This is a genomic window from Actinomadura rubrisoli, from assembly GCF_004349215.1.
In the GTDB taxonomy this organism is placed as follows: Bacteria; Actinomycetota; Actinomycetes; order Streptosporangiales; family Streptosporangiaceae; genus Spirillospora; species Spirillospora rubrisoli.
In genome coordinates, this window is record NZ_SMKU01000277.1 from 1 (window position 1) to 12518 (window position 12518).

General features: G+C 66.0%; 10 protein-coding genes and 2 pseudogenes. 5 read left to right on the plus strand and 7 right to left on the minus strand.

Going from position 1 to position 12518, the window contains the following annotated elements; all coding sequences use genetic code 11:
- From E1298_RS35080 to E1298_RS35090, 3 genes are all read left to right on the plus strand, one after another.
- Positions 1-409, plus strand: a 409-nt coding sequence (locus E1298_RS35080; RefSeq protein ID WP_341770672.1) for an acyl-CoA carboxylase biotin carboxyl carrier protein subunit, incomplete at its 5' end; no start/stop codon positions are given.
- Positions 410-411: 2 nt separating this feature from the next.
- Positions 412-1335, plus strand: a complete 924-nt coding sequence (locus E1298_RS35085; protein ID WP_131901052.1) for a hydroxymethylglutaryl-CoA lyase — start codon at positions 412-414, stop codon at positions 1333-1335.
- 7 nt (positions 1336-1342) lie between these two features.
- The gene (locus tag E1298_RS35090) at positions 1343-2491 is read left to right on the plus strand and encodes an acyl-CoA dehydrogenase family protein (protein ID WP_131901054.1); all 1149 of its coding nucleotides are present in this window, start codon (positions 1343-1345) and stop codon (positions 2489-2491) included.
- A 1208-nt stretch (positions 2492-3699) separates the two neighbouring features.
- On the opposite strand, the gene E1298_RS35095 is transcribed toward E1298_RS35090, so the two are convergent.
- From E1298_RS35095 to sbnA, 5 genes are all read right to left on the minus strand, one after another.
- Complete coding sequence (locus E1298_RS35095) at positions 3700-4413, minus strand: aspartate/glutamate racemase family protein (RefSeq protein ID WP_131901056.1); 714 nt, start codon at positions 4411-4413, stop codon at positions 3700-3702.
- A gap of 24 nt (positions 4414-4437) precedes the next feature.
- Positions 4438-5931, minus strand: coding sequence for an L-lactate permease (locus tag E1298_RS35100; protein ID WP_131901058.1), 1494 nt, complete (start codon positions 5929-5931; stop codon positions 4438-4440).
- On the minus strand, positions 5931-7106 hold the full coding sequence (locus tag E1298_RS35105; protein WP_131901060.1) for an iron-containing redox enzyme family protein: 1176 nt from the start codon (positions 7104-7106) through the stop codon (positions 5931-5933). Before E1298_RS35105 ends, E1298_RS35100 begins: the two co-directional genes overlap by 1 nt.
- 54 nt (positions 7107-7160) lie before the next feature.
- Positions 7161-7958, minus strand: a complete 798-nt coding sequence (locus E1298_RS35110) for a 2,3-diaminopropionate biosynthesis protein SbnB (RefSeq protein ID WP_207945020.1) — start codon at positions 7956-7958, stop codon at positions 7161-7163.
- A gap of 161 nt (positions 7959-8119) precedes the next feature.
- The gene (gene sbnA / locus E1298_RS35115; protein WP_131901062.1) at positions 8120-9097 is read right to left on the minus strand and encodes a 2,3-diaminopropionate biosynthesis protein SbnA; all 978 of its coding nucleotides are present in this window, start codon (positions 9095-9097) and stop codon (positions 8120-8122) included.
- Between the two features lie 526 nt (positions 9098-9623).
- Between sbnA and E1298_RS35120 the strand changes: the two genes are divergently transcribed.
- Positions 9624-10730, plus strand: a complete 1107-nt coding sequence (locus tag E1298_RS35120) for an IS3 family transposase (protein WP_279499381.1) — start codon at positions 9624-9626, stop codon at positions 10728-10730.
- Positions 10731-10918: 188 nt separating this feature from the next.
- On the opposite strand, the gene E1298_RS50755 is transcribed toward E1298_RS35120, so the two are convergent.
- Together E1298_RS50755 and E1298_RS50760 are read right to left on the minus strand one after the other, a co-directional pair.
- Complete coding sequence (locus E1298_RS50755) at positions 10919-11413, minus strand: RidA family protein (protein WP_341770674.1); 495 nt, start codon at positions 11411-11413, stop codon at positions 10919-10921.
- Positions 11405-11929: pseudogene (locus E1298_RS50760) on the minus strand (transposase family protein); the annotation flags it as partial. The pseudogene E1298_RS50760 and the gene E1298_RS50755, both read right to left, overlap by 9 nt.
- Here E1298_RS50760 and E1298_RS35130 point away from each other — a divergent pair.
- Positions 11917-12518, plus strand: a pseudogene (locus E1298_RS35130) (regulator); the annotation flags it as partial. The pseudogenes E1298_RS50760 and E1298_RS35130 overlap by 13 nt on opposite strands.

Sequence of the window (12518 nt, forward strand, 5' to 3'; positions counted from 1 at the left end):
GTCCCCCTCTTCGTCCCTCGCCCGCTCCCCCGGTTCGTCCACCACCTTCGCACTCACCTACGACAACCGGACGGTCTCGTTCGCCGCCGCCCGCGACGGGCGCACGCTGTGGCTGGGCCGCGACGGGCACGCCTGGGCGCTGAGCGAGCACGTCCGCGCCGAGGGCGGAGCCGCCGCGGCGGCCACCGGCGACGGCGTGCTGCGCAGCCCGATGCCCGGGACGGTCCTGGCCGTCAAGGCGGCGGAGGGCGACCGCGTGGAGGAGGGGCAGCCGCTCGTGGTCGTGGAGGCGATGAAGATGGAGCACACCGTCACCGCGCCGCTCGCCGGCGTCGTGGCGCAGCTGCCGGTCCGCGCGGGCGCGCAGGTGGCGCTCGACGCGGTGCTGGCCGTCATCGAGGAGGCATGACGATGCGCGTACCCCTCTCCGGGCTTCCCGAGCGGGTCACGATCTACGAGGTCGGCCCGCGCGACGGCCTGCAGAACGAGAAGGCCGTCGTCCCCGTGGCGGTCAAGTCGGAGTTCGTGACCCGGCTCGCGGACGCGGGACTGCGCACGATCGAGACGACCAGCTTCGTCCACCCCAAGTGGGTGCCGCAGCTCGCCGACGCCGAGGAACTGCTCGCCGAGCTGGTGCGCACGCCCGGGCTGCGCTACCCGGTGCTCGTCCCGAACGAGCGGGGCCTGGAGCGGGCCCTCGCCAACGGGATCACCGAGATCGCCATCTTCGGCAGCGCCACCGAGACGTTCGCCCGCCGCAACCTCAACCGCACGGTGGACGAGTCCCTCGCGATGTTCGCGCCGGTCGTCGAACGCGCGCGCGCCGAGGGCCTGTGGGTGCGGGCCTACGTGTCCATGGTGTGCGGCGACCCGTGGGAGGGCGATGTCCCGATCGAGCAGGTCGTGTCCGTCGCGTCCCGCATGATGGACATGGGCTGCTCGCAGCTCAGCCTCGGCGACACGATCGGCGTCGGCACGCCCGGCCAGGTCACCGCACTGATCGAGGCGCTCGGGGACGCGGGCATCGGCACCGACCGGCTCGCCGTGCACTTCCACGACACCTACGGGCAGGCCCTCGCCAACACCCTCGCGGCGCTCCGCGCGGGCGTCACCGTCGTGGACGCGTCGGCGGGCGGCCTCGGCGGCTGCCCGTTCGCCGAGAGCGCGACCGGCAACCTGCCCACCGAGGACCTCGTGTGGATGCTGAACGGCCTCGGCGTGGAGACCGGCGTCGACCTCGGCAAGCTCGTCGCCACCAGCCGCTGGATGGCCGGGCGGCTCGGTCGGCCCAGCCCGTCCCGCGTCGTCCAAGCCCTGTCACCTGGAACGGAGTAGTGCCGTCATGATCGACTTTACGCTCGGCGACGAGCAGGAGGAGCTGCGGCGGACGGTCGAGCGGTTCGCCCGCGAGACCGTCGCCCCGGTGATCGGCGACCTGTACGAGCGCGGCGAGTTCCCGTACGAGATCGTCGCCGCGATGGGCAAGATGGGCCTGTTCGGGCTGCCGTTCCCGGAGGAGCACGGCGGCATGGGCGGCGACTACTTCGCGCTCTGCCTCGCCCTGGAGGAGCTGGCCCGCGTCGACTCGTCCGTCGCCATCACGCTGGAGGCGGGCGTGTCGCTCGGCGCGATGCCGATCCACCGCTTCGGGTCGGACGAGCAGAAGGCCACCTGGCTGCCGCGGCTGACGTCCGGCGAGAGGCTCGGCGCGTTCGGGCTGACCGAGCCGGGCGGCGGCTCCGACGTGCCCGGCGGGATGCGCACCACCGCCCGCCTCGACGGCGACTCGTGGGTGATCAACGGGTCCAAGGCGTTCATCACCAACTCCGGCACCGACATCACCGCGTTCGTGACCGTCACCGCGTTCACCGGCGACGGCGAGATCTCCACCATCCTCGTCCCGAGCGGGACGCCGGGCTTCACCGTCGGCCGCAAGTACTCCAAGGTCGGCTGGTCGGCGTCCGACACCCGCGAGCTGTCGTTCGACGACGTCCGGGTGCCCGCCGAGAACCTCGTCGGGGAGCGCGGCCGGGGCTACGCGCAGTTCCTGCGCATCCTGGACGAGGGCCGCATCGCCATCGCCGCCCTGTCGGTGGGCCTCGCGCAGGGCTGCGTGGACGAGTGCCTGCGCTACGTCCGCGAGCGCGAGGCGTTCGGCAAGGAGATCGGCCGCTACCAGGCGATCCAGTTCAAGATCGCCGACATGGAGGTCCGCGCGCACACCGCCCGCCTCGCCTACTACGCGGCGGCGGCGAAGATGCTCGCCGGGGAGCCGTTCAAGAAGGAGGCGTCGATCGCCAAGCTGGTCTCGTCCGACGCCGCGATGGACAACGCCCGCGACGCCACGCAGATCTTCGGCGGCTACGGCTTCATGAACGAGTACGCCGTGGGCCGCTTCTACCGCGACGCCAAGATCCTGGAGGTCGGCGAGGGCACGTCGGAGGTCCAGCGCATGCTGATCGCCCGCGCCCTCGGCCTGCCGCCGTCGTAGCCGTACGCGAACGGCGGTATGGATGCAGTGTCGAGGTGACTCTGCAAAGTGCGTTTACCTGGGCAGCGCCAGACGAGGTCGCCAGCCTGACGACTGAAGTGTTCGCCTACCGCGTGCTTGACGCCTACCGCATGGAGTCCGCCCGGCACTTCGTGAGCACGACGGAAATCAACTTGGTATCTCCGGCTGGCAGTTCCGTGCCGCGCACGCGTACGACCTCATCCGGCCCGAGCGGCAGCTGCTCTGGGACTGGGGAACAGGCGTCAGCCCCGCACAGTCTGCGAGACCTCGGGCTCGGTAGGCCTGTTGTCGGCAGGCGCCGCTGCAGTCCCGGCGTTGCGGTACGGCGTCGGCAGCATCCTGGGAGTTGGCCGCGCAGGGTGAGGGAAAGTGGCCATGCTGCCAGTTTGCAGATCACGCCTGCCGGTCTGAGCATCGAGTGCCTACGCCGCTGGTGCGCCGACGATAAAGCGTCCAGGGACGACGCATGATCCCCCCGACTTCATGCCATCCAGCGGTGTGCGTAGGACTCCGCCCGAGGCCGCCATGACCGCCGGCCCCCGTCGTCGCTCTGCCCGCCACCTGCAACGCCGCATCCGCCGCCGACAGGCCATGACCGGCGAAAGCTACATGACCCGCGGCCGCCGCCGTCGAGGTCGAGTGGGAACGGGGCCAGCGCTACCTGTCCGACCCGGCGGTGCCCGCCGATCTGGCCGCCGCGGTCTGCCGAGCCGGGCTCATCCCGCTGGAACCCCTGACCCTGTCGCCCGGCTGGGACTGGTGGTGCCGCTGGTGCGGCCAGGTCGTCGATGCCAGACCGGCGGGCCACGATTATCAGGCGCCGGGACGGTGCCGGTACTTCCTGGACGCCGACAGCCACGCCGCAGGCCGCTGCACGCAGCCGGAACCGGCGCCCGCCCCGCTGGTGCTATGGGAGGTGTGGAGACGGCCGGGCTCGCTGCCATCGCTGCCGACTCTGGCACGGTTGGTGGATGCCCTGCGACACATCCAGACCGCTACCGCCAGATCCGTGCGACCAGGTCGATGTGCGCCAGCGATGACCCCCTGGTCACCACAGACCAGATGTCACCGATCCGTGCAGCGGTCCCGTGCGTTTCTTACGGTGGGTCTTGAAAACCGTTGGGCCGGGTGACCGGTCCCATGGGTTCGGATCCGATACCCTCCGCATTCCACCAGGAGTGTCGATGTCAAGCCTGGTCGAGACTGAACCTGACGGCCTCTCCGACGTGCAAGGCCGTAGTGTCATACAACGGCACGCCGGGAACCTGATCCTGGCCGACAAGCATTCCTATCTCGGTGCATGCCAGGACGATGCCCTGGGCTCCCCTGGCGACGAGGCCGTCAATGATGCCCAGGTACTTCTGCCGTGTGCTGTCGTTGAATATCCCCAGGTTGAACTCATTCAAGATGCTCTCATGGATGTATTTCCGTTCAACGCCTTCCGGCAGCAGGACATCGATACCGCGGTTGGCAAGTGCGTCGACGAAGAATCCATGAGTCATGGTGAAATGGGTCCCGAGAAGCCCTATCCGCTGATTTCCGTCGGCCGCAATGGCGTCGCCGGTCACTTTGACGATACTGATCAGCGGTACATTGATACGCGCCGCTATCGTACCAGCCACCACATGTTGTGTGACACAGGCGATCAGCATGCACTCGGCTCCGACCCTTTCCAGCCCTTGAGCGATCCCACCGAGCCTGTCGGCGACCGAGTCCCAGTCTCCGTCAGCGTTCCATTGGACGATCTCGGCAAAGTCCACGCTGTTCAACAAGATCCGGGCTGAATGCAGACCGCCCAGTTCCTTCGCTATCCTTTCATTGATCATCCGGTAATAGACGGCCGAACTTGCCCACGACATTCCCCCTAGCATGCCGATGACACGGGGGGAGTTGTTCTTCATCGCTACTCCTTTCGAGCAGGTGCCTCATCGACTGAGCATCCCCAGCAAGAAACACAGTGGCGAGTAGACGAGCGCCGTCAGTCCAACCACCAGGATGGTCACGCCGAAGACCTGCCGATCCATGTTGACGGTCGCGGATTGCCGCTGCCGGTCATGCTGCCGTTGGCCGACGATCGGAGCACCGGCCGCAACAATCCCCGCCGCCAGCGCTATTCTCGGGCCCGAGGCCATGGAGCCCATCGACCCCGAGACGTTGTTGAAACCGACCACCAGCGTCCGGTCAACGCCGAGCGCGTGCGCGGTCTGGCCCTGGTTGTCGGCGAACATCGCGTTCGCTCCCACATTGGAACCGGTCAGCAGGCCCCCCAAGGCGCCGATCAACGGCGCGACGAACAGATATCCGAGGCCGAGCTGACTGGACGCCTCTGCCACCGTGGCGCTCATCCCGGAGACGGTCATGGTCGACCCCACGAGAAGGAAGCTAGCCGTGGCTATCGCCACAGGCAACCACTTCCTGGCCGCACCGCTCAACGATCGACCAGTCAGCTGGGCATCGGGATGGTGTGATCGGACCAAGTGTGGAGTCGCAAGGCACGTGACAAAGAGCCAGATCGCCGGGCTTTCCACGAACCGGGCGGCGATGCCGGGAAAGTCCTCGGGCAGGACCGTTTGCCGCACGGTTCTGCCTACGATGACAAGCCCGCACAGAAGCACATACGGGGTCATCGCCGCACGGAACGCCGGCGTAACCCGAATTCGGAACCTTTCCATTGCGCCCGTGAAAAGCAGAAACAGAACCGTACACACCCCCGCGCCGACGGCACCGGCGACCCGGGTGCCGAACACATAGTTGGCCGCCAAGATCGCCACCCAGAGCATCCCCGAAGCAGCGAGGATGTCCGGCAAAGCACGCTTCACCGCGGCGCGACCGCATGCCAGGATCACCGCTGCCGTACTGTAGACCAGGTACGTCGGCAGCGACAACGCCGCGGACATCACGCCGAGTTCTTGGAATCCAACCCGGCCGATCTGCGCGCCTACCAAGGTTCCCGGAGAGAGCGCTCCCCAGGGAACGGCGACGAATCCCAGGAGACCACAGATCGCTGCGCGCAGCGGGGGTAAGCCACCTGCCACCAGGATGGGAATCGCGATCACGGCTCCGATGCCGAACCCCGTCACGGACTCCGCGAAGGGGGTAACTCCGAGGACCACCAGAACCACCAGTCGCCTCCGGGACATGCCGAGACCAGCAAGCCAGCCCGCGACCGTGTCGTTGACTCCCCCCTGCGACAGCAGTGAATTCAACCATAGCCCGCCCAGGATGATGAGCAGGACCTCCACCGTCACCGGGCCGGCACGCTCGATGGCGTCGCCATATGTACCCGCATCCGCATTGAAGACGACGCCGGCGACCAGCACGGTGACGCCCAGCACCACCGGCGCGGCGACGTTGGTCTTCAGCCTCAGGAGGAGGATGAGTGCGAGCAATGGTGGCACCATTGCTGCCGCGGCCTCCATCAATCTGCTCCCAGCGACCCGCGCGATGGGCGTTCAGCAAGGCCAGTATCGGATCCACTCGATCTCAGATCGTGCGGATCCGCTGCCTGCTGAAAGTACGTCAGCCACTTATCGTATTGTCGCCGGCCTGCCTCCGCCGCCATATGTGCCCCACGGACGATCTCGGCCACCTCGCGGGATGACAGCGTCGGCCGCTGGAATCTCATGCCGTCCGACAGCTCCCGCGAATGTCGCGGGTCGACCGCTACATGGGCGGCAAAGTAGATCCGCACGTCCGGGTCCTCTACGCCGTGCCGGTCCATCGCCCGTAGCAGGTGCCGGAAGTGCGGCTCGACCCAGCTTTCGAAGACCAGGAAGCACCCGTAGGCCATCTGGTTCCAGGCCGGGCGGCTCAGCAGCATCGCGTTCATGTTCGATGTGATCTTGGCGAACCACGGGTTACGTGCGCGTTGCCGATGGAACCCGGCCCAGCCGCCGTCCGATGCCTCGATAAGGCGACGAAGCCAGAACGTATGGAAGTTCTCCAGCTTGCCCCGGCCGCACTCGTCCCAGAGGTTCGCCGCCACGACCGCCTTCTGTGCCCCCTGCATACCCACGACCAGCATGGCGACCTCGTCGTCGACGACCTCGTTGCGAATTGTCTCGCCGCGCAGGAACATGTCAAGCTGCCAGCGCGGCGCCTCGTCGGCGAGGTAGGCGAAGAGGGGGTGCCCGACCCCAGGGTTCGACTCGGCGAACTCGTCAAGATGGTCGGCTGCAGAATTCTGATCCGGAAAGACGGGCAAATCCAGGCGACCCAGCCAATGGTTCAGCAGTTCCCGCTCGAGTTCGATCTTCGCTGTCAATAGATCGATTTCGATGTCGTCGTGGCTCTCCTGAGTTGCCGCCCCGTCGCGGTATTTGTACAGGTAGGCATAGATCTCTGCGAGACTCTCGTGGAGGAAGCGCTCGTGCGCCTCGTCACCTCGTAGCCGGGCAAGCATCGTGGCCCGCTCGGGGCGTGGGGTGTTCAGGTACTCGGCCAGTTGATCCGGTAACCCGGAGAATGCCGGCACCGGAGGCCAGTAGTGCGAGTAGAGATTCAAGATCACATCGTCGAACCGGTCCAGCCTGGAACCAAGGAGGCTCTTCGCCTGCTGGTCAGCGCCCCGTTCAACGTCATCTGTTGTGGCCATTGTCGTCCTCCCAATCGTTACCAACGTCGGTTTCACCAAAGAAGTCGGGAATGACTAGCGCCCGCCTCGTCGCTGCGCCTCCTCAAGGACAAAAGCACCCACCGCGATGTCGAGGACGCCAAGGCCAATTGGAGAGAAGATGATAGGCCGCCGGTCCGCGGTGAACGTCACGCGGTCCTGAAGCACTGCCCCCAAGGTTCCGGTGATGAAGTCGCGACTGCCGGTGAGTTGCTCAGCGAGATGCGGCGAGGTCTGCGCCTTCAGGCAGTGCTCGACGTCATCGACGATGTTGTCGGCCCCCAAAAGCACTTCCGGAGGAAGATCGCGCAATGAGATGTTGAGCAGCGCCTGTCCCGGTCGCAGCTGCACATCTGCCGGCACGTACGGCTGCGGGGCCGTCGTCGCGAAAACGACAAGGTCCCGAGTGAACGCCTCGCCCAGTGTTCCGAGCGTTTTGCGTGACACACCCAGTCGTGCCTCCGCATGGCTCGACAGCATCGCCGCGCTTGCCGGATCATCGTCGTAGCAGGACACCTCCGACAACTCGACTCCGGCGACCGGCAGGTACTCCAAGATCGTCCGTGCGATCACCCCACCACCTACAAACGCGCAACTCTGTGCGCCGCCGTCAACGAGCCTCGCCGCCGCGACAGCGGCGGACACAGCAGTGCGAGCCGCGCTGATGCCGGCGGCTTCCTGGCACCCGACCGGCCGGCCGGTCTCATAGTCGTTGAGCAACGGAACCGCAGAGGCACGCGGCATGTTCACGATCGTGTTGCGCGGAAAACTGGATATCCACTTGATTCCGATCCGGTCGACCTCACCAGCAAGGTAGGCCGGCAGGGCGATCACCCGCGAATCCGACTTATCCGGAAATCGTAGAAAGTAGCTGTCCGGATTGATCGTCTGTCCCCCGTTCGTGGTGGAGATAGGTATCGGTCACCAGCCTCTGCACTTCCTCGCGGTTGTCCGCCAGGATCTCGTTGGCCACGGCACCGGGAACCACACAAAATTCAGGCACCGCTTCCCGCAAACTCAGCTTCCGATGCGGCCGGTGAAATATTCTCGGCCACCCAGCTGTCCGAATAGATTGAGTCCAGGTAATTGCCTCCCATGTCCGGCGACACGACGACGACCCGGGACCCCGGCGACACGGTGCTGCCCACCCGACAAGCGGCCGCGAGCACCGTTCCGGTGGAACCGCCGACGAGGACGCCGTACTGTCTCGCCATGTGTCGGCACATGGCAACCGTTTCCTCTTCGGAGACGATCACCTTCTCGAAGTCGCCGGAGTCCACGAAGATCTCGGGGCGACGGCTCGCGCCAAGACCCGGAATGAGCCGCCTCTGGGGCGGGTGGCCGAACGTCACCGAGCCGGCAGCGTCTACGGCCACAAGGCGGGTCGGCATGCCGGTTCTCCGCCGGTACTCGACACAACCCATCAGGGTGCCGGAGGTACCGACCCCCACCACCAGCACATCCACCTGACCGAGTTCGTTGTGGATGCCCGGAGCGGTGCGATCGCGGTGGGCCTGGGGATTTGCCGGGTTGGCATACTGGTTCAGCCAGACCAACTTGGGATCGTCCGCGAGTTCGCGCTCGATGAGACCGATACGACGATGCAGGAACCCGCCTGAGGCGTCGGGCTGCTCAATGACCAGCACACGTACGCCAAGCGCCTCCATCGCACGTACCGCGGACCGATTGGCGTTCGCGTCGGTGACGATGGTGAGTCTGTATCCTTTGGCCGCGCAGACCATGCCCAAGGCGATACCGAGATTTCCCGAGGACGATTCGATGACACGACCACCGGCCTCGAGTGAACCGCGTTCTTCGGCGCTCGCCACCAAACCGACCGCCGTCTTGATTTTGATCGAGCCTGCCGGATTAAGTCCTTCCAGCTTGAGAAAGACGCGCGAATTGGGGATGAGCTGGTCAAGTTCAAGATAGACATTGTCGCAGACAATGTCATATACGTTTGCATAGATCATGAATTCTCCACAGCGTCAGTGCTTCCAGAATCCAATCCGGGCAAGCGGAAGCGCGACGCGACCCGCAGGCGGCGCCAATAACCCAAAGTGAATCTGTTACCCGCTGCGTCCCCCGCAGCTTTCGACCCCCTGCAAGCTGGTCTATTCGCGAGCAGATTATTCGACCTGTTGTTGGCCGTCAAGTGCCGTGGCTAAGTTAGGTGCACCAACGCCTGTGTTGGCTCAATCGCTTAGCTTCGCTTTTAACCTGTTGACCTCGGTGTTCTCGTCACGCGGCCTGCTTCGTTCGATCTTGTTTGGCCCTCCGCTTCCGAAGCTGACCCCAGCCCAAGAGAAGCTGTGCGAGTGATCACGATTGCGGTTCGTGGTCGTTACAGGTGGGGTGAATGAGTCTGGTTGGTTGGGGTTCTGCTTGATCGAGTTCGTGTCGGAGACGGTCGGGTGGAGGGCGGGTTCGGGTGCGTCGGGAGTGGGTGGCGCGCCCCGTGTTGGTTGGAGGCTCTGATACCTGGAAGGGTGAGGGGTTGTGGCGCCTCCGAGGAAGTACTCCGCTGAGCTGCGTGAATGCGCGGTCCGGATGGTCTTTGGGCCGCGTGAGCGGACAAGTGAGAGGACCGGGACGGTTGCCCGGGTCGCCGACCAGTTGGGGGTGCATCGTGAGGCATTGCGGGCCTGGATCGGGCAGGCCGAGGTCGATGGCGGGCAGCGTCCGGGCACTATGACCGGCGACGCCCAGCGCATCGCCGGTTGGAGCGCGAGAACCGTGGGTTGCGGCGGCGAACGAGATCCTGAAGGCCTCCAGTGCGTACTTCGCCCGGGAACTCGACCCGAGACTGCCGCGCTAGTCGAGTTCATCGATTCCCACCGGGAGCAGTTCGGAGTTGACCCGATCTGCGCTGTGCTGGAGTGTGCGCCGTCGACCTATTGGGCGGCGAAGAAACGCGAGTTGGAACCTTCGGCTCGTGCGGTGCGTGACGAGTGGTTGAAGAAGGAGATCGTGCGGGTGTGGAACGGCCCGGGCCGGCGTGTGTACGGGGCGCGGAAGGTGTGGACGCACCTGAATCGTGAAGGCGGCAAGGTCGCCCGGTGCACGGTGGAGCGGCTGATGCGCGAGTTGGGCATCGCCGGGGTGCGCGCGCCCCGCAAGCGGCCCCGGACCACCGCGGCGGGCGCGGATCGGCCGGGTGACCTGCTGGAACGCGACTTCACCGCGGACGCCCCCAACCGGCGATGGGTGGCTGATATCACCTATGTCGACACCGCCTCCGGGTGGGTGTACGCCGCATTCGTGCAGGATCTGTTCTCCCGGGCCCTTGCAGGGTGGCAGGTCGCCGATCATCTAGGTGCCGGGTTGGTGCTGGACGCGCTGGAAATGGCGATCTGGTCGCGTGGCGGCATCGACGGCGGCCTGGTTCATCACAGCGACAGGGGCGTGCAATATACGGTGACCCGGTACGCCGGGCGGCTGGATCAGATCAGCGCGGCCCGTTCGGTCGGCAGCAAGGGCGATTCCTTTGATAACGCCGTCGAGTCACTCAACAGCCTCTACAAGAAGGAACTCATCGACTTCCGGGGCGGCTGGGAGAATGTTATGGACGTGACGCTCGCCACGATGGAATGGGTGGCGTGGTAAAACACCGAAAGGATACATTCTTAGTGTGGGAACATTCCCCCGCGTGAGTACGAGGAAAGCGTTCCACCGGTCACGCGGCACAGCGGCCCTGACCGGCTGAGAACCCACCGATCTGATCTCCAACATCGCCGGGGCGATCCACACTCGCCAAGGCCTGTGACGCATGCCTGGCTGGGGGACGCACTCGCTCAATCGATGACGGCGGTGGCCTCGACTTCGACGAGCAGGTCGGGCTCGGCCAGTGCGGTGACACCGATCCCCGTCAGCGGTGGGACGATCGTGACGCCCAACTTCGCGGCGGCGCGGGAGACCCCTTCCGCGAACAAGGGCAGCTTGTCGGTGGTCAACTCAACGGCGTAGACGGTCAGCTTCACCACATCGTCAAAGGTCGCGCCGACCGCGGCTAAGGCGGTACCGAGATTGAGGTAGCACTGCTCGACCTGGGCGACGAGATCGCCTTCGCCGACCTTCCCGCCATCCGCGTCCCGGGCGACCTGCCCCGCGATGAACACCATCTTCGACCCGGTCGCAACGGACACCTGCCGGTAAAGGTCGACTTTCGGCAGCCCATCAGGGTTAACCAGGGTGACGGCCATGCTCAACTCCTCGTCACGGTCGAAGCCCACAACCCCGGGCTTTCCCTCCACAACGACCACCGCCCCGCGCCTGTTCCTTGACTTCATCTGGGCGTTCACGCGTTCACCCGGTCCGCGGAGCTTGGCGTGCGAACGATTCGCCTGCTTCTGCGGTGTCGGCTTGTCCCGCCCCTTGTAGGGCGTAATGACAACCGAAGCCTCAGCGCCTTGATAGCCCTTGTCGGCCAGCGTGATGGTGCCGGCCTGCACCAATGCGCGCAGGATTCCCCACACGCGGGCGGCGGTCAGGTCGTGCGTGCGGCCGGGCAGCGCCTCCGATGTCCACAGGATCATCCCGTCAGGGCCAGCGATCACCTGCACGTTCATCCCGTGGTAGCGGTGCTTGGCCGAGTAGTACGGCCGGTCGGGCCGCACCCGGTCAGTGGCGATGAGCGTTCCGTCCAAAATCAGCGGGTGCAGTCGGTCCTTGCCCGCTTTCCGCAACGCCGCCATCAGCTTCGGTGACCGCGCCGACAACAGCGCCACAGCCTCCTGCACGTACCGCCAGGTCGTGCTCGTCGATACCTCGAACCCGGCTCCGAGGTCGGCGAATGTCTCGCCCTTTCCTGCTGCGCGCACTGAGCGTCCCCGACGAGGTGATCCCGGCCGCCTTCGACGAACGAGCACGGATGTACCGGGCGATCCTGGCCACCTACACAAGCGTGGGCACCCCGATCCTGGTCGTGTTGGACAACGCCTCTCCCGACACCGACGTCCAAGCGCTGCTGCCCGGTGTGGGGCATGCGATCGTCACCTCCCGGCACACCCTGGGCCGGCTGCCCGCCCTGCTCCTGGACCTGAGCACCTTGTCCGACACCGACGCCACCGAGTTGCTGGCGCGGCTGCTGACCGCCAAGCGCCGCGGCGACACCCGCGCCGGCGACCACCCCGGCGACGCCGCCGCAGTGGCCCGGGCCTGCGCCGGTCTGCCGCTGGCGATCCACCTGGTCGCTGCGCTGCTGGCCAGCCATCCGACGATGCCGCTGGCGGTCCTGGCCGATCGGCTGCGCGATCTTAGAACCCGGCTGGACAACATCGACAACGACCGGCCCGGCTTGAGCGCCGCCTTCGACCTGTCCTACCAGGCGTTACCCGCCGACCAGCAACGCATGTTCCGGCTGCTCACCCTCAACCCCGGCCCCCAGATCTCCAC